General features: G+C 33.0%; 39 protein-coding genes. 22 read left to right on the top strand and 17 right to left on the bottom strand.

What is annotated here, in order from left to right; genetic code table 11:
- Window positions 1-6: 6 nt before the first annotated feature.
- The 13 genes from GQ590_RS02140 to GQ590_RS02080 all read right to left on the bottom strand — a co-directional run bounded on the left by GQ590_RS02140 (window position 7) and on the right by GQ590_RS02080 (window position 5,962).
- On the bottom strand, window positions 7-489 hold the full coding sequence (locus GQ590_RS02140; RefSeq protein WP_160406136.1) for a hypothetical protein: 483 nt from the start codon (window positions 487-489) through the stop codon (window positions 7-9).
- Window positions 490-518: 29 nt separating this feature from the next.
- Window positions 519-1,235 (bottom strand): hypothetical protein, encoded by a 717-nt coding sequence (locus GQ590_RS02135; RefSeq protein WP_160406137.1) that lies wholly within the window; start codon window positions 1,233-1,235, stop codon window positions 519-521.
- 2 nt (window positions 1,236-1,237) lie between these two features.
- On the bottom strand, window positions 1,238-1,762 hold the full coding sequence (locus tag GQ590_RS02130) for an HD family hydrolase (protein ID WP_160406138.1): 525 nt from the start codon (window positions 1,760-1,762) through the stop codon (window positions 1,238-1,240).
- 67 nt (window positions 1,763-1,829) lie between these two features.
- Window positions 1,830-2,018 (bottom strand): hypothetical protein, encoded by a 189-nt coding sequence (locus tag GQ590_RS02125; protein ID WP_160406139.1) that lies wholly within the window; start codon window positions 2,016-2,018, stop codon window positions 1,830-1,832.
- Window positions 2,015-2,284: a hypothetical protein gene (locus GQ590_RS02120; protein WP_160406140.1), complete on the bottom strand. Its 270-nt coding sequence runs from the start codon at window positions 2,282-2,284 to the stop codon at window positions 2,015-2,017. The genes GQ590_RS02125 and GQ590_RS02120 overlap by 4 nt, the downstream gene beginning before the upstream one ends.
- A 2-nt stretch (window positions 2,285-2,286) precedes the next feature.
- The gene (locus GQ590_RS02115; RefSeq protein WP_160406141.1) at window positions 2,287-2,586 is read right to left on the bottom strand and encodes a hypothetical protein; all 300 of its coding nucleotides are present in this window, start codon (window positions 2,584-2,586) and stop codon (window positions 2,287-2,289) included.
- A gap of 1 nt (window position 2,587) precedes the next feature.
- Window positions 2,588-2,785 (bottom strand): hypothetical protein, encoded by a 198-nt coding sequence (locus GQ590_RS02110; protein WP_160406142.1) that lies wholly within the window; start codon window positions 2,783-2,785, stop codon window positions 2,588-2,590.
- 2 nt (window positions 2,786-2,787) lie between these two features.
- On the bottom strand, window positions 2,788-3,051 hold the full coding sequence (locus GQ590_RS02105; RefSeq protein ID WP_160406143.1) for a hypothetical protein: 264 nt from the start codon (window positions 3,049-3,051) through the stop codon (window positions 2,788-2,790).
- Entirely contained in the window at window positions 3,041-3,316 is a 276-nt protein-coding gene (locus tag GQ590_RS02100; protein WP_160406144.1) for a hypothetical protein, read from the bottom strand. The genes GQ590_RS02105 and GQ590_RS02100 overlap by 11 nt, the downstream gene beginning before the upstream one ends.
- 2 nt (window positions 3,317-3,318) lie before the next feature.
- Entirely contained in the window at window positions 3,319-3,510 is a 192-nt protein-coding gene (locus GQ590_RS02095; protein WP_160406145.1) for a hypothetical protein, read from the bottom strand.
- A 25-nt stretch (window positions 3,511-3,535) separates the two neighbouring features.
- Window positions 3,536-4,078: a DNA N-6-adenine-methyltransferase gene (locus GQ590_RS02090; protein WP_160406146.1), complete on the bottom strand. Its 543-nt coding sequence runs from the start codon at window positions 4,076-4,078 to the stop codon at window positions 3,536-3,538.
- A 174-nt stretch (window positions 4,079-4,252) separates the two neighbouring features.
- Window positions 4,253-5,143 carry a recombination-associated protein RdgC gene (gene rdgC / locus GQ590_RS02085; protein ID WP_160406147.1) on the bottom strand — a complete coding sequence of 297 codons (891 nt, stop codon included), beginning with the start codon at window positions 5,141-5,143 and terminating at the stop codon, window positions 4,253-4,255.
- 48 nt (window positions 5,144-5,191) lie between these two features.
- Entirely contained in the window at window positions 5,192-5,962 is a 771-nt protein-coding gene (locus GQ590_RS02080; protein ID WP_160406148.1) for a hypothetical protein, read from the bottom strand.
- A 285-nt stretch (window positions 5,963-6,247) separates the two neighbouring features.
- Here GQ590_RS02080 and GQ590_RS02075 point away from each other — a divergent pair, with 285 nt between their 5' ends.
- Together GQ590_RS02075 and GQ590_RS02070 are read left to right on the top strand one after the other, a co-directional pair.
- The gene (locus GQ590_RS02075) at window positions 6,248-6,391 is read left to right on the top strand and encodes a hypothetical protein (RefSeq protein ID WP_160406149.1); all 144 of its coding nucleotides are present in this window, start codon (window positions 6,248-6,250) and stop codon (window positions 6,389-6,391) included.
- Window positions 6,392-6,660: 269 nt separating this feature from the next.
- The gene (locus GQ590_RS02070) at window positions 6,661-7,191 is read left to right on the top strand and encodes a hypothetical protein (RefSeq protein WP_160406150.1); all 531 of its coding nucleotides are present in this window, start codon (window positions 6,661-6,663) and stop codon (window positions 7,189-7,191) included.
- A gap of 510 nt (window positions 7,192-7,701) precedes the next feature.
- On the opposite strand, the gene GQ590_RS02065 is transcribed toward GQ590_RS02070, so the two are convergent.
- Complete coding sequence (locus tag GQ590_RS02065; RefSeq protein WP_160406151.1) at window positions 7,702-8,199, bottom strand: hypothetical protein; 498 nt, start codon at window positions 8,197-8,199, stop codon at window positions 7,702-7,704.
- Window positions 8,196-8,843 carry a LexA family transcriptional regulator gene (locus GQ590_RS02060; RefSeq protein WP_160406152.1) on the bottom strand — a complete coding sequence of 216 codons (648 nt, stop codon included), beginning with the start codon at window positions 8,841-8,843 and terminating at the stop codon, window positions 8,196-8,198. Before GQ590_RS02060 ends, GQ590_RS02065 begins: the two co-directional genes overlap by 4 nt.
- Window positions 8,844-8,945: 102 nt before the next feature.
- Between GQ590_RS02060 and GQ590_RS02055 the strand changes: the two genes are divergently transcribed.
- From GQ590_RS02055 to GQ590_RS02015, 9 genes are all read left to right on the top strand, one after another.
- A complete protein-coding gene (locus tag GQ590_RS02055; protein ID WP_160406153.1) occupies window positions 8,946-9,131 on the top strand; it encodes a Cro/CI family transcriptional regulator in 186 nt (61 codons plus the stop codon).
- Window positions 9,132-9,158: 27 nt separating this feature from the next.
- On the top strand, window positions 9,159-9,644 hold the full coding sequence (locus tag GQ590_RS02050) for a YmfL family putative regulatory protein (protein WP_160406154.1): 486 nt from the start codon (window positions 9,159-9,161) through the stop codon (window positions 9,642-9,644).
- A gap of 241 nt (window positions 9,645-9,885) precedes the next feature.
- A complete protein-coding gene (locus tag GQ590_RS02045) occupies window positions 9,886-10,803 on the top strand; it encodes a hypothetical protein (RefSeq protein ID WP_160406155.1) in 918 nt (305 codons plus the stop codon).
- Window positions 10,800-11,507 (top strand): replication protein P, encoded by a 708-nt coding sequence (locus GQ590_RS02040; RefSeq protein WP_160406156.1) that lies wholly within the window; start codon window positions 10,800-10,802, stop codon window positions 11,505-11,507. Before GQ590_RS02045 ends, GQ590_RS02040 begins: the two co-directional genes overlap by 4 nt.
- On the top strand, window positions 11,500-12,246 hold the full coding sequence (locus GQ590_RS02035; protein ID WP_160406157.1) for a phage N-6-adenine-methyltransferase: 747 nt from the start codon (window positions 11,500-11,502) through the stop codon (window positions 12,244-12,246). Before GQ590_RS02040 ends, GQ590_RS02035 begins: the two co-directional genes overlap by 8 nt.
- Window positions 12,247-12,357: 111 nt before the next feature.
- The gene (locus GQ590_RS02030) at window positions 12,358-12,651 is read left to right on the top strand and encodes a hypothetical protein (protein WP_160406158.1); all 294 of its coding nucleotides are present in this window, start codon (window positions 12,358-12,360) and stop codon (window positions 12,649-12,651) included.
- Window positions 12,652-12,666: 15 nt separating this feature from the next.
- Window positions 12,667-12,840 (top strand): hypothetical protein, encoded by a 174-nt coding sequence (locus GQ590_RS02025; protein ID WP_160406159.1) that lies wholly within the window; start codon window positions 12,667-12,669, stop codon window positions 12,838-12,840.
- A 138-nt stretch (window positions 12,841-12,978) separates the two neighbouring features.
- Window positions 12,979-13,323 (top strand): hypothetical protein, encoded by a 345-nt coding sequence (locus GQ590_RS02020; protein WP_160406160.1) that lies wholly within the window; start codon window positions 12,979-12,981, stop codon window positions 13,321-13,323.
- Window positions 13,324-13,329: 6 nt separating this feature from the next.
- Entirely contained in the window at window positions 13,330-13,719 is a 390-nt protein-coding gene (locus GQ590_RS02015; RefSeq protein WP_202112837.1) for a RusA family crossover junction endodeoxyribonuclease, read from the top strand.
- A 78-nt stretch (window positions 13,720-13,797) separates the two neighbouring features.
- Here GQ590_RS02015 and GQ590_RS02010 read toward each other — a convergent pair whose 3' ends face one another.
- On the bottom strand, window positions 13,798-13,992 hold the full coding sequence (locus tag GQ590_RS02010; RefSeq protein ID WP_160406161.1) for a hypothetical protein: 195 nt from the start codon (window positions 13,990-13,992) through the stop codon (window positions 13,798-13,800).
- Window positions 13,993-14,188: 196 nt separating this feature from the next.
- Here GQ590_RS02010 and GQ590_RS02005 point away from each other — a divergent pair, with 196 nt between their 5' ends.
- From GQ590_RS02005 to GQ590_RS01970, 8 genes are all read left to right on the top strand, one after another.
- Complete coding sequence (locus GQ590_RS02005; protein ID WP_160406162.1) at window positions 14,189-14,509, top strand: type II toxin-antitoxin system RelE/ParE family toxin; 321 nt, start codon at window positions 14,189-14,191, stop codon at window positions 14,507-14,509.
- Window positions 14,502-14,789: a helix-turn-helix transcriptional regulator gene (locus tag GQ590_RS02000; protein WP_160406163.1), complete on the top strand. Its 288-nt coding sequence runs from the start codon at window positions 14,502-14,504 to the stop codon at window positions 14,787-14,789. The genes GQ590_RS02005 and GQ590_RS02000 overlap by 8 nt, the downstream gene beginning before the upstream one ends.
- 206 nt (window positions 14,790-14,995) lie before the next feature.
- Window positions 14,996-15,790, top strand: a complete 795-nt coding sequence (locus tag GQ590_RS01995; protein ID WP_160406164.1) for a phage antirepressor KilAC domain-containing protein — start codon at window positions 14,996-14,998, stop codon at window positions 15,788-15,790.
- A gap of 9 nt (window positions 15,791-15,799) precedes the next feature.
- Window positions 15,800-16,144 (top strand): hypothetical protein, encoded by a 345-nt coding sequence (locus GQ590_RS01990; protein WP_160406165.1) that lies wholly within the window; start codon window positions 15,800-15,802, stop codon window positions 16,142-16,144.
- Between the two features lie 3 nt (window positions 16,145-16,147).
- Window positions 16,148-17,167: a DUF968 domain-containing protein gene (locus tag GQ590_RS01985; RefSeq protein ID WP_160406166.1), complete on the top strand. Its 1,020-nt coding sequence runs from the start codon at window positions 16,148-16,150 to the stop codon at window positions 17,165-17,167.
- Window positions 17,168-17,324: 157 nt separating this feature from the next.
- Window positions 17,325-17,684, top strand: a complete 360-nt coding sequence (locus tag GQ590_RS01980) for an antiterminator Q family protein (RefSeq protein ID WP_160406167.1) — start codon at window positions 17,325-17,327, stop codon at window positions 17,682-17,684.
- A 244-nt stretch (window positions 17,685-17,928) separates the two neighbouring features.
- On the top strand, window positions 17,929-18,714 hold the full coding sequence (locus GQ590_RS01975; RefSeq protein WP_160406168.1) for a BRO family protein: 786 nt from the start codon (window positions 17,929-17,931) through the stop codon (window positions 18,712-18,714).
- A gap of 184 nt (window positions 18,715-18,898) precedes the next feature.
- A complete protein-coding gene (locus GQ590_RS01970; protein ID WP_160406169.1) occupies window positions 18,899-19,447 on the top strand; it encodes a hypothetical protein in 549 nt (182 codons plus the stop codon).
- Between the two features lie 90 nt (window positions 19,448-19,537).
- Here GQ590_RS01970 and GQ590_RS01965 read toward each other — a convergent pair whose 3' ends face one another.
- Window positions 19,538-20,647 carry a hypothetical protein gene (locus tag GQ590_RS01965; RefSeq protein WP_160406170.1) on the bottom strand — a complete coding sequence of 370 codons (1,110 nt, stop codon included), beginning with the start codon at window positions 20,645-20,647 and terminating at the stop codon, window positions 19,538-19,540.
- Between the two features lie 305 nt (window positions 20,648-20,952).
- On the opposite strand from GQ590_RS01965, the gene GQ590_RS01960 reads away from it, so the two are divergent.
- The 3 genes from GQ590_RS01960 to GQ590_RS01950 are packed head-to-tail and all read left to right on the top strand — an operon-like array spanning window position 20,953 to window position 22,122.
- A complete protein-coding gene (locus GQ590_RS01960) occupies window positions 20,953-21,339 on the top strand; it encodes a putative holin (protein ID WP_160406171.1) in 387 nt (128 codons plus the stop codon).
- Complete coding sequence (locus tag GQ590_RS01955; protein ID WP_160406172.1) at window positions 21,339-21,698, top strand: phage holin family protein; 360 nt, start codon at window positions 21,339-21,341, stop codon at window positions 21,696-21,698. The genes GQ590_RS01960 and GQ590_RS01955 overlap by 1 nt, the downstream gene beginning before the upstream one ends.
- Window positions 21,682-22,122 carry a lysozyme gene (locus GQ590_RS01950; RefSeq protein WP_160406173.1) on the top strand — a complete coding sequence of 147 codons (441 nt, stop codon included), beginning with the start codon at window positions 21,682-21,684 and terminating at the stop codon, window positions 22,120-22,122. The genes GQ590_RS01955 and GQ590_RS01950 overlap by 17 nt, the downstream gene beginning before the upstream one ends.

Raw genomic sequence — 22,122 nt, 5'->3', positions numbered from 1 at the left:
CTCCGTTTAAAATGTGGCTTTGCTTTGTTGGTACTCATACCCAGTCATAAAATTATTAAAACCTTTTTTACTATTAATCATTTTCATGACAACTTGTTCTGTAATTTCAGTTTCATTTGGTGTAGCTAACCAGAATTGAGTTAATCTATGTAATGGGTTGGCCGTTTCCCAAAGATCAGCTTGAAACTCAACCAGATAATCAGATAGTTCAGATGTAAAATACTCATTAGCCGTTATAAATGTGTCTGTTTTTAAATATTCGCGTTTTAGTTGATCTCGACAAATAACACCCGCCATTATTTGCCATTTATAACGCACTTCGTTTAACATCCTTGCTTCAAATGATTTAGGTTTGATTTCAGAACCTTTGTAATAAACAAACACATCAATAGCAGTGATATCTAAGATCATGTAATCTTTGGCAACAATTCTAGATATTTGTTGATATTTTAGTGTTGGGTTATATTTTTTGTTTCGCTTCTTTTTCATAATTACGTTCTAGCATTTATTAACTGCAGTTATAAATTACTATCGATATAAGATAATAAGTTTTTGGTTAGGCTTCTTAGCTTGATATAACTATCAGGAACTATATGGTCGGTTGCTTTATTCATAATGTCATTTTTATTTTTTATGCTATGTATTTCCTGGTTCAAAGATGTATTTAAATCAGCTAACTCATCATTTCGAACTTGATACCATTCTAGGCTATCCTTTTGCTTCTTAACCTCAGATTGAAGGTCTTTTATTGTGTTATGATTTCTTGCTAACTCATTTTTTTGTTTTGATATTTCCGTTTTTAGTGAAGATATTTCTTCTTGCATACCGTCACTTTTTTTTATTTCTTTTTTCAATAGTCCATTAATTTTAGTTTTTTCATTATCTAATTCGTTGTAATTGTTGCATGATGCATTATATTTTTTAGTTAACTCAGATAGTTTCTTATTTAATAAAATAATCTTTTCATCTGTTTGAGATTGTTTTACAACTGCATTTTGGTCCTTGGAGTTAATATCAATACTGACAACGATAAAACCGTTTTCAATTCCATTTGCGTCAATGTCAAAACTGGTAATAATCGCTTCAACTGAGTTATCAGGATTGTTTCTATCAGTGATAATTAATATGTCCCCAATCATTGGATCACGTGCAGTAGTTAGAATTAAAAACTTTTGTTGCCCAGATGAGATTTCAATAAAATTAGAGCTATTAACTTTTACGCCATATTCTGCCATTTTTACATCTCCTGTTTGATCAACTCATAAAATCGACGCATGAAGCGGTTATAAGCAACACCACTTGGTACTGGCTCTATTTTTCTCTCAAGCAATGGAATGCCTTTTAACATTGGCCACTCTTTGCCATCATTAGCTATATCACGATGTTCAGTTGCTAATAAAATAAGGTCAGCTTGTTTAACTTCAGGAGAAATAGTTAATGGCAAATTAAATTTTTGCCTGATAACTTGATCAACCTTGTCTTCAACTAGGCGGTAATCAGGTAATAATTTTTTTAGTGGTGACGGGATGTCTTTGCAGTACGCTTCAACAGCATCATGTAACAATGCTTCTAATTTAAATTTATCGGCAACAACGTAACTACATTCAACAGAATGTTGAGCTACAGAATAAAATCTATCAAGCTGTCCTGTGTAACGGCATTCATGAGATAAGCCTTTTGCGATATCTTCAATACAGATTGAATCGATGATAGGGTTTTGGTAATCAAAATGTAACCCTGAATGGGTTGTAATCCAAGTCATATTAATACTCCACATTTAATTAATAACGTCTGCACTCGTTATTTGTAATTTAAAAATTTTTGAAAAATTATTCTTTTTTAGAATCCTTATTATTAAATTCATCGCATATAATATTTGCTGCTTTTATGATTGTGTTCATCTGCTCATATGTGATAAAACAACCATTGTTTTGTTCATCTATTTCTTTCATAATTGAACAAACCAAGCGTATTTGGTCTACTCTAACCGGTTTATTAGTTGGCATAATCACGCTCATTCTTTCTCCAGTTGCTTTAAATTTTCGTCAATTTGATGCTGTATTTTTTCAATGTGTACTTTTAATCTAAAATTCACGGCTTGCGTTGCGTCGTTTAAACTTGAATGCAATAAATAACTCTCCTTATCAATTCTTGTCTTGTCACAATAAACAGATTGTTTTGTTATTTTGGTGATTATTAATTTTTCGGGAGTTAATGCATGTTGATCTGCATACCAAATAACATCCCCAGATTTTAGCTTTTTCCACTCTTCATCTGTAATCATAATTACTCCGTTTTGTGAGCCCAATAACACGCTGTAGAATCACCGTTATTTGAGCTTTGACAATATACATGACCTGTTACACCAAGTTTTTTATTAACAATTGCGATCTCAGCTATACCTTCCTGGGTGAGTAAATACGGAAATTCGCAAAATTCCCAATCTGTCAAATCGTCATCCGTTATATCATTTCCGTCATTATCATAAACAGTGATATCAGCCCAGTCACAGCAGTCACCACCACGTTCAAAACCGACTAAATATTTGTTTTTATCATCTATTAAATTGTTGTCTATCCATTTCATTTTATTTACCCTTTAACTCAAGCGCTGCATCGTTTGAGTGAACAGACTCTTTTATCTCACCCCAACAAATATCTACATTGTTTTCATCGTCGTTTTGCAGATAAAAATCTAAAGACTCTTCAGCGTATTTTTTTGCTTCTTCTGCCGTTTTGTGATATTCAAAACCATTGCCATTGTGATCATAAGTAAAATATTTCATAATTACTCCTCCGGTAGCGGTAGCTCATCTGCATAAATCCAGTGCGTGATTTCATCGTTATCATGCATAGACCATTTACCAACATAATCATCTAACCACTCATCGAATTCCGCGTGTTCGTCGTACCAGTCATATACTGTTGCATCGCATAATTCTTCACGTCCATTTAAAAACCGGATACGTACGATACACAGTTTTTGAGCAATACCATCTTCTTTCTCTGGCACTTCATCTGGAAATTTGCGCCAATTTAATTTAGTCATCATTCACATCCTCTGGTGTTTCTAATTCACACACAAATATCCAGTATAATACTTTCCCGCTAATGTAATTTTTAGTACTCATATTACAACAAGGACAAATAGCACTTTCCGTAAAAAATTTATCTTCACTTTCATCGTAACAACAAGCCTGTATACTTGGACAGTCATCATATATATTCTCTATTACAACAATAACATCATTAAATTTCCAACTGTCACAGGGTTTTTCATCTGGATATTTATGCCAACATATGTTCATCATCATCATTATCACCTATTTTTATATTTTATAACCTGCTCTAATTCAACTGTAGTATCTTCTCCCATATCAGTGTATGTATAAAAAGTACTATTAAGTAATTCTTTAGCTTTTACCTCGGCTTCTTCTTCGAAATTAGCTTCAACTTCTACCCTTTTGTAAGATTCTGTCACCACTTTTAATATTACATAATACTTATTCATAATTTTCCTCTGTTATTGTTATGTTTCACTCACTCAAACCTCGCTTATAATTAACAATTACATTTCCACATTTGAACGGAACAATCAGAATTAGGCACGTATCAAAATTACAGTTATTGATCGACTTTTCACCGCTCGGTAATAAATACTGATAACGACCATCTGGGACGTAAATAATACAGTTTTGTCCGTGTATGTTTTCACTCCACGCTTTTGTTGCAGGAGTGTATGGCAGGACCATTAATACTTGCTCGCTCCATTTATTCACTTGCTCAACCGCTTTTTGAAAAAATTCCCATTTTCGCGAAAATGGTGGATTGCAGAACGCGATAGGATATCTGCTACGAAACCAAGTGTAAGCGTCTAATGAATCTTCTTCTTCATCGATATATGTTTCAGCATGCTTTATGATATTAATGTCGTTTATTGCTGGCTCGAAACGACAACACACATCAGTACCAAAACTTTTTATATTCAGTAGTTTTAACGCATCATTGATTAATAATTCAGACGTTCGCCAGTAATCTTTATTCTGCTTCTCTGTTTGTGATTTGTTTAGAATAGCCATTTTAAAAACTCTCTGATGTAGTGATTTGGGTGGGCGTCACTCTGTCGCCGACGGCGTGACTACCGTCATATCAAACAGTACGGCTTGTATATTTCAAACTAGTGCGCTAACTGAAAGGACGGCAGTGTCTCTGCTAACACTAATCATCAACGCATATACCAGACGCCACCTACGTTATTGCACCGCTTTAGTAAAATCGTTGATTAAATTAGCTAGTTCATTAGCAACTAAAAAGAAATCAGCTTCTATTCGTTTTGCTTTATCATCTAGTGAGATATCGCTATTTTCATCTAACATTTCAGATGAATAGCTAATTTTGGAAAAAACGAGCTCAGTATTTACTGTAAAAATTGTTTGCTGTTTATATGAGAACGATAGCGATTTAATTTCACGCCCGCCATTTAGATAACTTTTGACTTCTTCTGCAGTGAGGTTTTCGTCAATAAGCTTTATTTTTCCATTCCCCTCTAATGGGTCGGCTAACATTGCATCATTGAGTACAAAAAAGTTAGGTGGAGTGCGGTCATTACATACCCATTCTTTTAACATGAATGATATATTATTTTCAACAGAAAGTGGTTTGAGTGCTAATACGCCTAATTCTTTTCTTATCAGCGCAAGAACGTCTTCGGCTTTTTTAAAGCTGGCTGTTTCTACCGCTATAAATTTATCTTTATCATTAATCCAGACATAGACGTATTGATCTTTTGTGAATGCAACGTGCAATAAGTCAATAATAACCTCATCTTTTACACAATGTTTTTCGCTCTTAGTTGCGCTACGACCAAGTTTTTGTTCGAGCTGTTCAATTCGTTCAGAAGTTTTTTTCTTGATAACAGATGCCGGTAGCAGCTTGCTTTCAATGCGTAACTTTAATAATGAGTGGTGCCCTTGGACCTGTAATTTTAATACGTCATCGTCATCAATTGGCGAAACAAAACCTTTTTTAATTGAATCTGTTGGTCCGCAGGGTGTGAATGCCATGTTTTTTAGCATGTCGTTGTCTAAACGTTCTATGCTACTGTTTTTATCAAATTGATAAATAATTAGGTTTTTGAAAAACATATTTAATACTCCACATTTTATTTTATCTTTCTGCACTAAGATGTTTAATTAACCGCAATGGTTCGGGTAAACAATGTCGTCTATCATGTCACAGTCAAATACAAGTTTGGATTGTCCGTAATAAAGAGCAATAATTAAGTTTTGATATTTTGTGTTTGTGGGTTGAATTAATTTTCCAATACATTCGCCATCAATTTTTGCTGAATAAACTTCATAAGCGTAACATTCAGCTAGCTCAAATTTATCTTTTACTTTTTCGTCTAAACAGCGACAAGCGAGATTGTTGTCCAATTCGTACTCACTTCCATCCATGTATGATGAATAACTCTCATTTTTAGGTATCTTATCAAAATAGATATGCATATAATGACAACTGCTTTCATTAGTTCTGACGTCTGGTCGATCCCATCCATTCTCCATGGCTTCTTCTGCATATTCTTCAACAAAAGCCTCCAGTAAATCAGAAAGATAAATATATTCAGGAATAGGGTATTCATTAATAATGTTATTAAGCATTTTTGTCGCTTTATCCACAAAATTTTGCTCAACATTCGATGAAAGCCATTGTCGTTGAAGCGAGTTGACAATTAATTGGTTATATTTAGTTAGAGAAATAACATCTTGAATATTAGCAGGTAATGCTTCTTTGAACGCTTCTTTTACAGCTAGCCCAAAATCGCTATACCGTCCAAATGCAGATTCAATTGTATTTTTAAATAATTCTTCAAGTGCTTCATCAATTATTGAGGCAGGTTTATCACTATTGTTAAAACGGTCAACACCTTCTAGTAACAAGTCTTTTAATGTTTTATCTGTCATTTCTATTCTCCACAAATGTTGTAAATAATTTTGTTCGTAAGCTCTCTGCGCAGGACTCACATGTTTGTTATTAATAAAAACGCTCTGGTCTGCACTCCAAGAGCGTACGATTTACTCCATACTCCACTAACATTCTGTAATCAGGAACTGCATTAACTAAGTGTGCCTATCTTTATACTTGTTAGGCTCAAGTGTCCTTTTTGTCACCACAACAGCAAGGAATCTATTTATAAAATAATGTTATTTATGTATAATTTATATACCACAACAATAAGGATAAGACTAATGTCAAATGAAGAACAAAATATAGCAATATTACATGCGACCATGAAAGCAAGGCCTAAAAGGCTTCAGCCTGTTTATGAGCCTATTCAGGAAGAAAAAGGCGCTCCACCAAAACCACGTCCACAACCAAATCCTAATAAGTAAGGTTAAGTGTTATGAGTGATGAGGATAAATACAAATATAGTGTTCCACCTAAAAAAAGGCCAACACCTATACCAACACCTAAAAAGTAGAGATAAACGTGAATAAAACAAAATTCAACGGAGGTGTTCCTCCTAAAAAACGACCAACACCAAAACAAGACAATACAAAAAAATAAGTAATGCTGGTTGTTTTACCACTCACAGCTATCGTGGTAAGATTAGTTGTCACGCCAATCTTAGATTTAATAATTTAAGATAAGGGGAGGTATTATGTCTGAAACTGATCAAACTCAAGAATCATCATGTCGAGATACTTTAATTTTCGATATTCACTATAACTATTACATGAATAAAATGACTTCACTCCTATTAGGACGGGTTGATCGTTTTTTATCTTTTATTGTTGTATTTTTAGGTGGTGCTGTTTTTGCTGATGTTAAAAACACTATGTGGTATGGTTTATTAATTGCATTATCAATGGCGCTTAAACAAGTATTTCAGTTCTCTGAATCATCAGCTAGAGCTGACTCTCAGTGTAAAGCTTTTCTTCGATTGATTAGAGATGAATCTCATATTAATTGTGATTTAGAATTAACAAAACAAATTCAAGATGTAGAAAAAAATGATATACATCATTTGAAAGCAATCGAATTCGCTGCTATGCAAAGGGCTACTATTGTTTTGAGCGCAGATGTTGAACCTGATAGTGCCGTTTCTTTATCTATACTTCAAAAATTAGTTGCATGGTTTGCTGGCGATCTTCCTGAAGAGAAAGATTACAAAAGCTTTATCAAAAATTAACCCCAAATATAAAATACACTTAGTTAATACTGTTCCTGATTTTTAAAGAACTATCAAAACAATTCATTAAAAAAACACTGTATATAAATTCAGTATTTTATTATAATGAATAACTCTAATTAACTGATCTAAGACTATGGACGAGATTAAAACAATAAAACACAGTTGTGTTATATGCCAAAGCCACGAATATCTTTTCGAACATGAACCTAAGCTAAGCCAAAATGATGAGGCTATTTTTGTTAAAAGCATCTCATGCGCTTTATGCGGTTATCCAATTTCAGCAGTAGAATTCATGGAATCAGAAACGGGTTTCAAATACGACGAACTGAAAACAAGAACAATTAATTAGATGTTTTGATTTTTAAAGAGCTATGTAAAACTAACTGCATTTAATTTTAGATAACTAAACAAAAAAGTCAATATTATTTTTATCGAATAATAAAATAATTTTAGAAAGGTAAACGTTACGGCAGGAGAAAGTGACCTGATAAGGTCACTATTTTATTGTTATTTTATTTTGCACGTTTTTTCTACATCTGTAACGATATTATCGTAGTTATCAAGATCAAAAAATGCAATAAATTCCGCTTTGGTATTCTTTGTTAATGGTATCATTGTAACAATGATACGTTTCTTATTTTTCATGAAGTTAAACACTTCTGTAACATCGAGACTACCTTGTTCTAGTTCTATATACTCACCATTAGAAAACATTTTTTTTCTAATGGAGTTTTTATTAAGATCCTCAATTAAAACCTCTACCTCACCTGCATTTTTGAAGTTAGGGTCTTCTGTGTAAATGAAAAATCTTAAATCCCCATTATCATTTACACTAAAAAGATCTGTACAACCAATCGACATTGAAGTGTTTTTTTCAGAGCTTCTTTCTGCATGAATACTTGCTGTTATTTCTGTTTGACCTTCTTTTTTTATTTCCCAATCTGCATAAGCTATATTGCTCATACAGCTTAATAATAAAATTAATGATATACATTTATATTTCATGCTCGTTTTTTCCTAAATATTCTATGTTCAACCATTGTACCTATTATATGTATTTGCTGATTTAATGTGCTCATGGGGCTATAATCTGGGTTCAGTGGTATTAATTCAAACTGCATCCGATTATATTTGTCATAACCTAATTCACGATATTTTTTAAAGGTTGCTTCGGACTCACCATTCATTGCAACTACAAATTCACCTGGATAAGGTTGTACTTCAGGATCTACAATTATTAAATCACCTTCTTTAAACTCGGGCTCCATGGAATCCCCTTTTATTTTAAGTGCAAATGCTTTTTTTGATAGATCTAAAGAGGTTATTATATATTCAAATCCTGTTGAGTCTCTTAGTTCACAAGACTCTGTCCACGCTCCTGCTTGGACGTAACTAATTAATGGTACTTTGTATGAATGTAATTCTACTGGGACTATATTAGATTCAAAGTTTCCCTTTAATAACCACGCAAAATCACAATTAAGAGCAATTGACAGATCAAATAAATTTTTAGAACTGGGTGTAGATATATCTGACTCCCATTGCGAAACCGAAGAATGGTTTGCCCCTTTTATTGATTTAGCTAGTTCGCGTTGGGTTAAGCCCAGTTCTGTTCGTTTTTGTTTTATTCTAGATCCAATTGTATTCATAAAGACACCTATTAATAAATAGTTTAGTTATCTTAACACCTGTTGACTTTAGATAAATAAACATATAATATTTAGAAAACTAAACAAAAAAAGGAGGCATAAATGTTCAAAAATATCGTTTTAAATTATTTTAATGGTGTAACTCAATTAGCTAAAAGTTTAGGTATATCAAAAGGGGCTATCTCTCAATGGGGAGACATTATTCCCGAAAAAAATGCTTATCGGATTCAGGAAATAACCAATGGAGCATTAAAGGTTGATACAAAATTATATCGAAATAAACATTAAAACAACCACCAAAAATGAGAGGCAAATGTGGACAATAGAAATTATCCAACCCCAAAAGAGATAACCGATGCAATTCATCAGTTAATCACGGCATTTAACGGTAAATACCCTGAGATGGCGAAACGATTAGATCCAACGTCAGGTACAGAAAACGCATTACGCAATCGTGTGCGGCAATTAAATGGGCAAATGGTACCACTGGGAATGATATTAGAAATGGAAGCAGAAGCCAATTCTAATGTTATTACAGAGGCAATTGCAAAATATCGAGGCGGTGTTTTTGTTAAGCTGCCTGAGTTTAGTGAGTTTGATAATGATGATCTACTAAATAAATTTAATAATTTGATTGCAGAGCTTGGTCAGTTTTGTCGGCAACATAATGAATTTACGTCCGATGGAATATTGGATAAAAAAGAGAAAAAGTCATTAAAAGCTACGTCATATGCAATTCAATGTAGATTGAGTGAAATTATCGTTATAACTGAGATGATTTTTGGAAATGGTGACCGATAGCAATTTTGCAGAAGGCTATCGGTCGGTTGCGAAAACACTTGTGGAGTATTAGTCGCATGAATAGTTTAACACTAAATTGTACTGTAACGCAATTGCGTTGTAAGTTTTCACAATCAGGCTTTGAATATGAAGCTATGATAAATCACATCTGGACACCTGTCAGCCACAAAATTGCCAAAGAATTGTGGGAGTCTTTCAAAAGGTTTTATGCATGAGCCGATTATTTGATGTTGTTTCTCAAATGAGCGGGCAACGGAATAACATTAGTATTCCACGTCCGTACATTATATTTTGCAAAGGAGATTACAACCTTGCTGCCGTTCTTGCTCAACTTGTTTTTTTATCAGGGTTAGGAATGCGTGATGATGGTTGGTTTTGGAAGAAAAATGAAGAACTGGGCGATGAGCTTGGTTTGACGGTTGACCAAGTTAGATATTCGATCAAGAAGTTAAAGTTATTACTCGGTAATAGTTTAGAAACGTGTAAAAAGAAAGCATACGGAACGCCAACAACTCATTATCGGTTTAATGAAGATGAGCTGGTTAAATTATTGTTTCCTGAAGAAGAAGCCCGATTCGGTAAAATTCCCGAATCGGAGGGGGAACCGTTACCGTGCTCATTCGGTAAAATTACCGAATCGAAACGGGAAAACTCCCGAAACCATGGATTCGGTAAAATTCCCGAATCTATAACAGATCCTATTACTAACATACAGATCCTAATTTCTTTGTCTCGGAATTTTTCAAATTCACAAGACGAAGAAAAATTAAATAAATTTTTATCCAAATATCCCGATGCGTTTATCTATACACCTAGCGGTAAAAAGTGGGGTACTGAGGACGATTTAAAAGCTGCCGATTATATTTATAAAAAAATTCAGGATGTAAATCCAACTGCGCAGGTGCCGAATTGGTTCGAGTGGGCTAATGATATTCGATTACTAAGAACCCAAGTGCTATGCGATAAGTTTAGTAATCCACATCATGAAATTTGTCGCCGTTTCAAAATAGCGTATCAAGATGATTTTTGGAATAAAAATATTTTGAGTCCAGCTAAATTGCGTAAACACTGGGATAGATTCCATTCTACAACAAACAATAAACCAACATCATCAGAAATCGATTGGCACAGTACTGGGTGGGCAGGAGGAACGGTATGAAATCGTTAGCCGAGATTTATGACAATGGTAATGGGTTAGCCGTTAAAGCTCAGCCTGTTGATCGAAAAACTTATGTTATTAATGAAATTGAAAAACAATTCAATCAAATATTCATTGAGTTAAAAGCGGTATTTCCTGCAATAACTGCTGTTATTAAAACACAATCAGATCTGGATACGTTTAAAAAACAATGGTTATTGTCATTTGCTGAAAACGGCATAACAACGTTACGTCAGTTTGAAATTGGCATGAAGAAAGCACGTCAACAAAGCACGCCATTTGTCCCGTCACCTGGTCAATTTATTTCATGGTGCAAAGAGGGCGAGGCATCAGATATGGGGTTGCCAACAGTTGCTCAAGTTATGCGAGAGTTCAACAAGTATAGTGCTGAGATTGGGTTTTCATGTCAAACAGCGGAGCAATTCCCTTGGTCTCATCCAGTTATGTACTGGATTGTTACCGACCTTAGAAAACACATGCGCCAATACAACCAATCTGAGTTTGAGGTTGAAAAGCGTGCAGAAATGCTAATTAACAGGTGGGCAAAAAAATTGAGTAATGGTGAAGTTATCCCTGAAATTCGTGTCCAACTAGAAGAAAAAAAGCCAGGCTACGGCGTATATTATTGCAATTCTGATGCAGTCAATGCGATGAGAGAAAGAGCGAGAGAGAAAGCAAAAAGGAGTATAGCAGAAAATGGCTAAAGTTGATTATAAACATTCAAAAAGCAAAACTGATTCAGATATAAAAGATCTATGGCAAACACCGATTGAGTTATATGAATTTTTAAATGCTCGCTTTAGTTTTGTTTGTGATGTGGCTGCTAGTGATCACAATCATTTGCATTTGAATTATTTAACTGAGTCATATGATTCGTTACTGAACGGTTGGGCTCACTTAAAAAGCGGTTTTGCATTCTGTAATCCACCTTACTCTCGTATATTGCCGTGGGTTAAAAAAACACGTGAAGCCGCAGATCGCGGGGTTGGCACAGTGATGTTGTTACCCGTTGATACGTCTGTTGAATGGTTTAACGAGTTACGAAAATTAGCTAGTGAAATTTATTTTATTGTGAATGGTCGTATTTCGTTTGTACGTTCTGACAACAAACAAAAAATTAACGGTAATAACCGAGGTTCATTATTTGCGGTATTCAATCCAAAGTCGTTTGGCGATTGTCGTGTTTCATTTGTTGATAGAAGTGAGATTTATGCAACCTACGAAAAAATCAAGGAAACATTACCAGATCCTGCGGTGAGTGTTACATGGCCAAAAGAGGTTGATCAGATATTTAATTCAATTGAGTATGCAAAAAATTTAACAATTGAACATCAAACAAAAGTTAAACAAAGCATTAACAAAATGATTATTGATCGGCTATCGCCAGAGCAAATCAATAATGCTGCTCGGTTTTTGGTAAATAGAATGGAGGCTATGCGGTGATTATTTTATCGTTATTCGACGGCATTAGTTGCGGACGTGTTGCGCTTGAGCGAATACACACTGGATATCATTTATTAAATATATTAATCATAACTAACAAGGAGCAATAAAATGAATTTAACTAGCATTATTTATATAGCATCTGTCGTCGATAACATTCGTGATGTAGCAATAACATGTTTGTTAATCGACCTCATTTTTATCTCGTTGCACATAATCAGCAACTTCATTAAATATAAAAATGGTGAAACATGCAAAGGTAATCGTTTTTTGTTATCTAAATATAATTTAATTGCCGTAAGTTTGCTTGCATTCATCTATGTCGCAACACCTTCTAAAGACACCATGAGCCTAATGATAACTAACCACACAGCTAGCTCAATGTGTTTAATTGATAGTAAATGAATGTAAGGTCAAATAATGATAAATATTAATTTAGAACGCATGGAGTTTGAAAAAACAATGCGTAAAAAAGGGTGTCCTGATATTCATTTAAGAAAGGACCGAAAGGGCGGATATTTAAGAAAAAATATGGAATCCGCATTTCAAGGCTGGGTATTAAAAGCATCAATACAACAAAGCATAAAGGGGTAAATGATGAGTGATGGAGCGATTGTAGTAATAGCCATGCTGATTTTTGCGGGATTTGTTGTTTGGAGAATGACTAAGTAATTGGTCAAACAGTAATGACTAAATTAACAGAGCAAAATTAGATGGGAATCGAGGTACGTAATGAGATATTTAATCTACTTTTTAAGACGAGCTGTAATAGATCATTTATATAAATTTAATCAACACTGGGACAAAAAACTTAATGAAATCATTGATGATTTTGAGATTGTCGAGTTTGATAGATATCAAGTAACGCTTAGGCACAACAGCGACGATTATCAAATAAGGATTGCTAATTATCCATATTCGTCACATGTGCTTGAATTCAAAAATGAAGTACGTATAAAAGAACGTTTTAGACCATCGATTCGCACTCAGTATCGATTTGATAATTTAGTGTTAAAACCTATTTTAAAAGAACTGACAAACCAAGAACAGCAAAGATTTAAGAATATTTGTGGGTGATAATTGATGAATGATAACAGTAGTGAGGGAATGGTAACTTTGGTTTTGCCATTCCCGCCATCAATGAATACATATTGGCGTAATTTAAATGGAAGAACGTTATTAAGTGCTAAAGGTCGCAGATATAAAAGTGAAGTTATTGCTGCAGTATATGAGCAGTTAAAAAAGAAGCCTAAACCAATTACAGATAATGTTGCTGTCAAAGTTGAATTTTATCCGCCTAATAATATTAGGCGTGATATGGATAATTATTTTAAGGCTTTGTTTGATTCGCTCACAACAGCTGGTGTTTGGGTTGATGATAGTCAAATAAAAAGAATTGAATCTGACTGGTTTAACGATAATAAAGGAATGGTTTTAATAAGTATTTGTGAGAAAAATCATAAAAATAAATAAAAGCCCTGAAAATCAGGGTTATTTTATATGTTTTGGTTAGGACGCCCTAGCTGTCCATCAAAATTTTCAATACAAAATTTATTTTGTAAATTTGATGTTGTTTCCCCCCATTTTTAGTATTTGTTGCATTGTTTGCAATATTTCGAGTCGAGTGTTCATTTTCATAAAAACATTGTCATCGATTAATTCTTTATATTCTGCGTACAATTCGCGTTGTAATTTTTGTAATTTTTCAACTTTTTCTTCTAGTTTTATCTCGTTAAATTTATTCATTTTTTCAACCTTTTTTTGCTTGTTGTCTGTTTCAATGACGATAATGTAACTTTCATCAAAAACAGAGTCCAGTATTATTTTTATCTTTTTTGATAAAAAAAGTTATTTTGATATTTTTATTAAAATAGGTAATATTTTATTGATGTTTTTATCAAATTTGATATAATTATTAAAAATAACAAAACGAATTAGTTAAATGTTCACGATAAAAACACATGATGATGCAAAACTTGAAATTCTGGGTTTACCCTCGGAATTAAAAGGTCGAACAATTAAATTGATTGAAAAACTGGAGCTATTCGGACAAATGCAAATGCCACATAGTAAAGCGCTAGGTGGTGGGTTGTTTGAATTGAGAGCGTTAGAGCGCAATAATATAGCTAGAACTATTTATGTATATCAAAAAGAAAAAACAATTTTTATTTTGCATGCATTTGTTAAAAAAACACAAAAAACGCCTGCCGGTGCACTACAAATAGCACGAACAAGACTATTGGAGATGATTGAAAATGAGTAAAAAACACAGCACAACATTTAGTGAAATTAAAGAAATGGCGCTAGCAGATCCTGCTGCGCGTGCAGCATATGATGAAGCTGAGAACGAGTGGAAATTGCGTGAATTATTGTTAACAGCAAGAGAAACAGCAAAACTATCTCAAACAGAGCTAGCGAGACGTTTAGATGTTGCACCGTCAAATATAAATAGAATTGAGAAATCACCGCTTAACACTAATATAAAAACGATTTTAAAATATTTAAACGCGTGTAATACAAATATTGATTTTGTAATTTCCTAACTATACGTATAACGCCTCCGAACGATAAAAATTCAACTTTATTTGTTCGGAGTCATCATTCCTTTTTGTTATCTCTTCAAGTTTATCAGCCAATAAAAACAGTAAACATACCATCTTACATCTTTTATTTTCTTTATAATTTTATATAATGTATATATTAACAGTGTCAGAGTGCAGACTGACATGTTGCGAAAAGGTGCTTAACAATGCAGAAGTTAAGCGTATCGTGTATTGAAAACAAGTGGAGTATTAAAATGTATAGCCAATCTTCTATGGTGGTAGGTAATGCCACATCAACAATGCCGTCAGGCAATCAATTTACCATGTCTAGTCGTGATCTATTAGAAATGATCAACAAGGTAAGGCTAGAAGAAAATGAGAACGCTGTCAGGGTTAACCAGTTTCATGAAAGAGTAGCTGATGAGCTGTCAGATTTTAACTACAAAACTTTTGTAGTAGAAAATTTAAACAATACAAAATCTACTTATTTTGAGCTAACACAAGATATGTGTATGTTAGTTGCAATGAGAGAATCAAAAAAGGTTAGACGAATTGTTCTTGAACAATTAAAAACCAAATTTAATCATCGCCAAATAGTAATACCTCAGACATTGCCAGATGCCTTGAGACTAGCTGCTGAACTTGCTGAAGAAAAATTGAAATTAGAATACAAAGTTCAACAAGATGCCCCCAAAGTCGCTTATGCAGATAAAGTATCGTTATCACAAAATGGAGAAAGCATCTCAAATTATGCAAAAAGCATAAAAGTAGGACCGATTAAATTATTTAATTACTTGAGAAAGAAAAAATATTTAAATTCTGAGGGACGAAGGCACAATACTCCAAGACAATCATATATAGATCAAGGTTATTTCACACTAAAAGAAAGTCATTATGAATCTAAGAATGGAGAAGTTAGAACGGCATACACAACACTAATAACAGGAAAAGGCCGTGTATGGCTGACTAACAAACTTATCAACGATGGTTTTATTTCTTAGGAGTATAAAATGATTAATAACACAAATAATTCATATATTGGTTGTACTGCAGAAAATCTTAATAAATTAATTCTTATTCATAATGTTACTTTATCTCCAGAGAGATTATTACAAAAAATTAAAAGACTAGGTATTGTTCGGGTTGAGTATGTCAAAGTTAATGGTAAAAATAAAAAATACTGGGTAATAAATGAAGAAGCAGAATGGTTTGGTTTAAACTTATCAACGGGTGATGGTGATGAAACCGTGCCATATTTCTGGGATGGTAGATTTCCGATAATTCTTGAGGGTGTGCGTCAGGTAATGAAAAAGGAACTGACTGACTATGTTAATAGTACTAGGATATTTCATTAACCAATGAAAGCATTACTTACTCCTTATTATCAACCCGAGCTTGGAATTATTATTTTAAAACCTGGTGCAGAGTTACTAAAAAAACTGTGCACAGGTAATCGTATTATTATTTCTCAAAGCGGTGAGGAACACGCAGGTATTAAATCCGGCATTATTCAAGATGAACAACAATTATTAAATAATAAATATATCGATTCATTTATATTACATGACACAGTAGTTGATAAACTAAAAAATCTATATAACTTTGATTATTGGTTAAATCAACGATATAAATGTCAGTTAGAAGATGGCGAGTATTGTCATAATGAATTAGTGAATGAAAAAGTTTGTCATTCGGCTATTCGTGTGTGCTGGCATCACAATAAAGATTTAGTTATTGATGATAAGGTGAAAACGCTAGCAAAGCGCAACTTAAAACAATTTCTAATCGAATGCGTTATAAACCAGTTAAAACACGATAGTAACCATCAATTATCAATTCAAGAATTAGCGTGGTGGGCTGTAATCAATCAACTGCATGAACTCATACCTGAGAATATGGCAAGATTACTGCATAATAGACCAATTGAAGAGATAAAATCTGTTTATAAAGAATCAGAGTTGGTCGCTAGTGATGATCGCTCAAAACCTAGATTACAAAATGAAATAAATAACACACACCAACAACTACAAGCATTATTTAAACCAGTTAAGAAAATAGCAGTGGATCCTGAATCACCGGAATCATTCATGTTAAGGCCAAAATTAAAACGTTGGGAATGTGAAAAATATGCCAAATGGGTAAAAACTCAACCGTGTGTATGCTGTGGTAAACAAGCTGATGATCCTCACCATATAATCGGTTATGGACAAGGCAAGATGGGAGGAAAGGCGCATGATATCTTTACATTGCCACTCTGCAGAATTCATCACAACGAGTTGCATAAGAATGCCGAAGAGTGGGAACAAAAGCACGGTTCACAAATATTATTGTTAATTCAATTTTTGGATCGTGTTTTTGGGATGAAAGTAATCACGTAACAATAACTTTTTAAATTTTATTGATAAATAATTTTGGACTTCTTTACGTCTATATATCTAGATGGTAAAATGACATTATTGTGGAGTTATAAGCAATAAACAGAGTGCAGACTGTTATATTGTAAAAATTCCTCTCTTATCAATATTGGAGAGTTACATGAAGAGAGATATTAAACAAGTCCTTGTCGCATGGGCTAATGTTAGACGTAGTATAAGAACGGGTTTAGAATACCCATATAAATCACCATCAATGCTTAACAATAATAATGGCTTTGATTCTCGCCCATTACTAAGTGAAGATGAAGCTGAAATAGTTGATAAAGCTATTTTATGCTTATCAAAAATAGATACTATTTCTTATTCTATTCTTAAATCAATTTATATCAATCAACAGTCTTGTCGTCAATTAGCTAAAAATATACATAAAAGTAAAGATTTTGTTTGTGACAAATTAAAGATGGCTGAAATTTATGTGTTCGCTAAAATTCATGATGTAATAAGTGATGTAATTTTATAATTTGACAATAATTTTGTCGGGTTGTATATTTGTGTTTGAGTGCTCAACACACTTATATAACCAAAAGCGGATAACCGCAAACCGAGATTTAGCGGTTTTTTTGTATCCAGTTTATGCTAGGTGGCGAACTATCCGTAAGGACGTTGGCAGGTGTAAATCTTACTTTTGGGGTTTATATTTGTGTTGAAGCACCTAGCGCCCAATCAACATGGGGAAAATAAACTAAATCAAAAGGTACAAAAATATGTCAAACATATCTATTAATTTCTTTACGTTTAACTTCAATAATTCACCTGTTCGTACCACTGAGATTAACAACCAATTATGGTTTTTAGCTAATGACGTTTGTTCTATTCTTGAATATAAAAACCCACGCAGAGCAATAGAGTTACATTGCAAAGAAAAGGGAGTAACAAAACGGTACACCCTTACAAAAGGTGGTAATCAAGAAATGACTTATATTAGTGAGGCAAATTTATTTAGATTAATCATTAAAAGTAAACAAGAGAAAGCTGTTATTTTTGAAGAATGGGTTATGGAAGATTTATTACCAACAATCCGCAAAACAGGCTCATATTCATTAACAATTAACGCCCAACAACAACAGCAAATCAAACAAGCAGTAAACGAACGAGCATATAGAACAGGTGAGCATTATCAAGCAATTTACACTAAGCTCTATGAGCAATTCAAAATACCTCGTTATCAAGATTTACCTCTAAATCAATTTGATAATGCAATTGAATTTTTAGGTGGATTATTAATAAAACCAGAAGCGTTAACTGGCGATGAGCTTTGTGATTTTGCTTGGCTCTATAAAGCAGCAGAGCATATGCGTAGAGAAATTGAAGAAATAGAGCCAGCACTTAGAGTGTTAAAATCTGAAAAAGCCTCACTATACTATACGATGAGTAGAGAATACCGTAACTTAACTCAACTTTGCAAAAAAATAGTACAAAGTAAAATGAAAAGTACCCAGATAAATAAAAATGATTTGTCTTGGCAACGTGTATTACCATACTTTCAATAAAACAAGCCCCGAAAGGGCTTTTTTAGATGCTATACATTGCCATTTTATGAAATTTAACAATAATTGATTCAATTTCTTTCATATATATTTAAGGGTTCATTTTGAAATTTTTCAAGTTGGCGGGTTTTTTATTGCCTCAACCCATTAAATAACATACCATTAACGAAAATTTAAGGAAAATGGCATGAAAAAGTTAATTGTATTTATTATGTTTATTGTGATATCAATAGTAGTATTGTTGATTTACGTATCTGAGACTATTAGTGATAATGACGTTTTTTTGTATGACTTAAAACAGCGTTGTTCATTTGTAACAAAACAAAGAATGGTATCCCCGTCTTCTTACAAAATTCTGAATTCATCTTTGTATGGCAAAAAAAATTGGAACAAAGAAAGAATCGAAAAATATTTCTCAGCATATAAAACAAGAGAAATTTTAAAAGAAAAGTATAGTGATCCTAATAATTTTTATGACATAACAGCTATAGTTAAGTTTTCTTCTAAGAACGGGCTTGGGGTTGACTTGGTCGGATATTCATCATGCGAATATTTTATCACTAACGTTTATACAACAAACATTGACGGGGTGGGCGATATAAATATAGATGGACATGATTTCAGTAAGGATGGTTTAGATTATATTTATGCTGAACTAACTTTGAGAAAAAAAGTGAAAGAGTATTCATTAATGGATAAAATAAAAATGCTAATGAATATGGAATTTGACTATTGACTACCAGAGCAATTGAATCAAACCCTCTTAGAGGGTTTTTTAATATCAGGAGTTATTATTTTTTGGGGAAATAAGCCCTGAAGGACTTTTTTAGATGCCATACATTGCCATTTTATGAAATTTTTCAATAGTTAACTCAATTTCTTTCATGTATATATTTAAGGGTTCATTTTGAAGTTTTTCAAGTTTCAGGGTTTTATTTTTTCTATTTTCTAATAATGACATAATAGACAAAAGTCTATCTTTATGTTCCGGCATAATTTCTAGTAGATTATTATAGTATACATGTGAACTTTCACCTTTTCCATTTTTGAAATGAGGAAAATGCCTTACAAGATTAAATAATTTATTATCGAAAGAAACAATCCAATTATCTAATTTTTCGCCATCAATTCCATTAAAATCACCAATGTTACATATATTTATAAGTGCTAAATCAAAAGAGCCATTTGATGCTATGGACTTCATTATTTCTAAAGGTGATAACTTTTTAAATGACTTCGATTCTTTTCCAGAATAAAAATTCTTTTTAATATCTTTAATTAATTCTTTATAAGGACCATTGTTTTGTCTTACAGATGATGAGTAGAAAACAATACAAGCAATAAAGAATTCTTTCATAGACACTAAATCAAGTTCATCTATAACAATACGAATATAGAGATTAATTTTGTCATCAAAAGTTGAGTTGTTTAGATTCTTTTCAATAATTTGAATTAATAACAATGAACAGTAGGAAAAAGAAGATATTAATTTTTGCCCTGAAGTGAAATTATCTATCGTTTTTCTGGTTTGTTGCTTATCAAATGTATCATCATTGATATTATCTTCTTCATAAGCACATTCGAATTTAAATTTTTTATCGAATAATTTTAGTTTTTTATAGCTATAATTTGCATATTTACCGGGCATTTCAGATAAAGAAAAAAAAGGGCACCATGCAATATTTGAGTATGAGTTTAATCCCAATAAGTTAAATAACTCTATTAAATCATGATCTTTCAAAATTCTAATTCTATCTTGGTCATTATTTACTTTCTTATCAGCACATTCTTCCATGGCTATAAGAATATTTGTATCGGGGATTAAATTAGTTGTAATTCCGTTCTCATAGTTATATTTTATTCGTTCTAACGTGAGTGTTTGCACTTTTTCACTTGGATATAGTGATGGTTTAATAAATCGAAGTTTTCTTGACATGTTTCTTATCTCTTATAATTCAAAAAAATTATCCTTATTATATAAAAAATAAATTTTATGTGATTGACTGTCGCTGTGTAGCGACATATAATACGCCTATATTGCGGTTTTCGCATCCAAATTAAACCCCTGCTTACTCAGTTGGGGTTTTTTATTGCCCAAAAATTATGGCGAGAGATATAAACGCTATTACTCCACATTAGCTCCACAGTGTTTATATCGCTGCAACTCGCCGCCTTTCTTTATTTGGAACATGTTCGTTAATTATACTCACTTATTAAACATTTAAATTAAAAGGGTAAAACATGCAAGAGCCAGCAACTACATCAGCATTTTTAGCGGTAATGTGCGCTATTGGTGTTGTGTCTGGATCTGACGCATATCCAGTAATAATTAGTTCATTTGCCGGCGCAACACTATATATGACATCTAGCCATAATATTAGTTTGAGTCGGCGATGGTTGTATTTTATTTTGTCATTTTTTCTCGGTATCACGACATCTAACGCGGTTGGGAAAATTATAGCTGCATTGGTTCCATTTGTTCAGTTAACTGTTGATCAGTCATTAGGTGCGTTGTTGTCCTCCGCATTTATTGTAAAAGTGCTAGTGTATTTCTTAGAGAACAAAGATGTAGAAAAATCTATTTTTAGTTCAATTATAAAATGGCTCTCCAATAGGAGGGATGATTAATGTATCTATTAGCTAGTTTATTTAACTTCGATATGAACTCGGTACAACCTTTCCTTAAATGGATTGTTGTTTTATTGAGTTTATCATCTGCAGGTGTGTTGTTTTGCTATAGACGTGGTAAGTCAAAATTTAGATTCTTTCCATCTCTTCTGGCCTATTCATTAATGCTTGCAATGATTTCCGACCCTATTTTGGTATTTATAGGTCAACCTAAAATAATTGATCTTACGGAAATATTGGGTAGAAGTTTTATTCTGGCTGTTTTGTTGGCACACAACGGTAATGTTGTTGGCGCATTTAAAAATTCAACTTGGCCAAGGATATTTAATTTTAGGAGGAAGAATGAAAACAAGCATTAATGGAAAATCTAAATTAAAGTCGTTTGAGGGATTACGGTTAATAGCATACCAATGCTCTGCAGGTGTTTGGACTATCGGTTGGGGTCATACTACAGGAGTAAAAGAGGGCGATAAAATAACAGTAGGACAAGCTGAAATTTTCCTAACGGGTGATTTAGTTCAGTTTGAAAATGCAGTGAATAAATTAGTTAAAGTGCCGATTAATCAAAATCAATTTGATGCTCTAATTTTGTTGGTTTTCAATATCGGCATTACTGCATTTACTGGTTCAACATTATTAAAAAAATTAAATGCGGGTGATTATTCAGGTGCATCTAATCAATTTTTAGTGTGGAACAAAATCAGGGTAAATGGTGTTAAAAAAACTTGCAATGGTTTGACTCAGCGTCGTCAAGCAGAAAAAGAGCTATTTGATAGAGCGTAA

This window comes from Gilliamella sp. Lep-s35, assembly GCF_009795845.1.
Classification (GTDB): Bacteria; Pseudomonadota; Gammaproteobacteria; order Enterobacterales; family Orbaceae; genus Gilliamella.
The sequence above is the reverse complement of the archived record's forward strand: the minus strand, read 5'-3'. Positions and strand labels throughout refer to the sequence as shown.

Bases quoted from the DNA above. Each gene is read 5' to 3' on its own strand.
- GQ590_RS02140 (WP_160406136.1), bottom strand. From the start codon at position 489: ATGAAAAAGAAGCGAAACAAAAAATATAACCCAACACTAAAATATCAA.
- GQ590_RS02135 (WP_160406137.1), bottom strand. From the start codon at position 1,235: ATGGCAGAATATGGCGTAAAAGTTAATAGCTCTAATTTTATTGAAATC.
- GQ590_RS02130 (WP_160406138.1), bottom strand. From the start codon at position 1,762: ATGACTTGGATTACAACCCATTCAGGGTTACATTTTGATTACCAAAAC.
- GQ590_RS02125 (WP_160406139.1), bottom strand. From the start codon at position 2,018: ATGAGCGTGATTATGCCAACTAATAAACCGGTTAGAGTAGACCAAATA.
- GQ590_RS02120 (WP_160406140.1), bottom strand. From the start codon at position 2,284: ATGATTACAGATGAAGAGTGGAAAAAGCTAAAATCTGGGGATGTTATT.
- GQ590_RS02115 (WP_160406141.1), bottom strand. From the start codon at position 2,586: ATGAAATGGATAGACAACAATTTAATAGATGATAAAAACAAATATTTA.
- GQ590_RS02110 (WP_160406142.1), bottom strand. From the start codon at position 2,785: ATGAAATATTTTACTTATGATCACAATGGCAATGGTTTTGAATATCAC.
- GQ590_RS02105 (WP_160406143.1), bottom strand. From the start codon at position 3,051: ATGATGACTAAATTAAATTGGCGCAAATTTCCAGATGAAGTGCCAGAG.
- GQ590_RS02100 (WP_160406144.1), bottom strand. From the start codon at position 3,316: ATGATGATGATGAACATATGTTGGCATAAATATCCAGATGAAAAACCC.
- GQ590_RS02095 (WP_160406145.1), bottom strand. From the start codon at position 3,510: ATGAATAAGTATTATGTAATATTAAAAGTGGTGACAGAATCTTACAAA.
- GQ590_RS02090 (WP_160406146.1), bottom strand. From the start codon at position 4,078: ATGGCTATTCTAAACAAATCACAAACAGAGAAGCAGAATAAAGATTAC.
- rdgC (WP_160406147.1), bottom strand. From the start codon at position 5,143: ATGTTTTTCAAAAACCTAATTATTTATCAATTTGATAAAAACAGTAGC.
- GQ590_RS02080 (WP_160406148.1), bottom strand. From the start codon at position 5,962: ATGACAGATAAAACATTAAAAGACTTGTTACTAGAAGGTGTTGACCGT.
- GQ590_RS02075 (WP_160406149.1), top strand. From the start codon at position 6,248: ATGTCAAATGAAGAACAAAATATAGCAATATTACATGCGACCATGAAA.
- GQ590_RS02070 (WP_160406150.1), top strand. From the start codon at position 6,661: ATGTCTGAAACTGATCAAACTCAAGAATCATCATGTCGAGATACTTTA.
- GQ590_RS02065 (WP_160406151.1), bottom strand. From the start codon at position 8,199: ATGAAATATAAATGTATATCATTAATTTTATTATTAAGCTGTATGAGC.
- GQ590_RS02060 (WP_160406152.1), bottom strand. From the start codon at position 8,843: ATGAATACAATTGGATCTAGAATAAAACAAAAACGAACAGAACTGGGC.
- GQ590_RS02055 (WP_160406153.1), top strand. From the start codon at position 8,946: ATGTTCAAAAATATCGTTTTAAATTATTTTAATGGTGTAACTCAATTA.
- GQ590_RS02045 (WP_160406155.1), top strand. From the start codon at position 9,886: ATGAGCGGGCAACGGAATAACATTAGTATTCCACGTCCGTACATTATA.
- GQ590_RS02040 (WP_160406156.1), top strand. From the start codon at position 10,800: ATGAAATCGTTAGCCGAGATTTATGACAATGGTAATGGGTTAGCCGTT.
- GQ590_RS02035 (WP_160406157.1), top strand. From the start codon at position 11,500: ATGGCTAAAGTTGATTATAAACATTCAAAAAGCAAAACTGATTCAGAT.
- GQ590_RS02030 (WP_160406158.1), top strand. From the start codon at position 12,358: ATGAATTTAACTAGCATTATTTATATAGCATCTGTCGTCGATAACATT.
- GQ590_RS02025 (WP_160406159.1), top strand. From the start codon at position 12,667: ATGATAAATATTAATTTAGAACGCATGGAGTTTGAAAAAACAATGCGT.
- GQ590_RS02020 (WP_160406160.1), top strand. From the start codon at position 12,979: ATGAGATATTTAATCTACTTTTTAAGACGAGCTGTAATAGATCATTTA.
- GQ590_RS02015 (WP_202112837.1), top strand. From the start codon at position 13,330: ATGAATGATAACAGTAGTGAGGGAATGGTAACTTTGGTTTTGCCATTC.
- GQ590_RS02010 (WP_160406161.1), bottom strand. From the start codon at position 13,992: ATGAATAAATTTAACGAGATAAAACTAGAAGAAAAAGTTGAAAAATTA.
- GQ590_RS02005 (WP_160406162.1), top strand. From the start codon at position 14,189: ATGTTCACGATAAAAACACATGATGATGCAAAACTTGAAATTCTGGGT.
- GQ590_RS02000 (WP_160406163.1), top strand. From the start codon at position 14,502: ATGAGTAAAAAACACAGCACAACATTTAGTGAAATTAAAGAAATGGCG.
- GQ590_RS01995 (WP_160406164.1), top strand. From the start codon at position 14,996: ATGCAGAAGTTAAGCGTATCGTGTATTGAAAACAAGTGGAGTATTAAA.
- GQ590_RS01990 (WP_160406165.1), top strand. From the start codon at position 15,800: ATGATTAATAACACAAATAATTCATATATTGGTTGTACTGCAGAAAAT.
- GQ590_RS01985 (WP_160406166.1), top strand. From the start codon at position 16,148: ATGAAAGCATTACTTACTCCTTATTATCAACCCGAGCTTGGAATTATT.
- GQ590_RS01980 (WP_160406167.1), top strand. From the start codon at position 17,325: ATGAAGAGAGATATTAAACAAGTCCTTGTCGCATGGGCTAATGTTAGA.
- GQ590_RS01975 (WP_160406168.1), top strand. From the start codon at position 17,929: ATGTCAAACATATCTATTAATTTCTTTACGTTTAACTTCAATAATTCA.
- GQ590_RS01970 (WP_160406169.1), top strand. From the start codon at position 18,899: ATGAAAAAGTTAATTGTATTTATTATGTTTATTGTGATATCAATAGTA.
- GQ590_RS01965 (WP_160406170.1), bottom strand. From the start codon at position 20,647: ATGTCAAGAAAACTTCGATTTATTAAACCATCACTATATCCAAGTGAA.
- GQ590_RS01960 (WP_160406171.1), top strand. From the start codon at position 20,953: ATGCAAGAGCCAGCAACTACATCAGCATTTTTAGCGGTAATGTGCGCT.
- GQ590_RS01955 (WP_160406172.1), top strand. From the start codon at position 21,339: ATGTATCTATTAGCTAGTTTATTTAACTTCGATATGAACTCGGTACAA.
- GQ590_RS01950 (WP_160406173.1), top strand. From the start codon at position 21,682: ATGAAAACAAGCATTAATGGAAAATCTAAATTAAAGTCGTTTGAGGGA.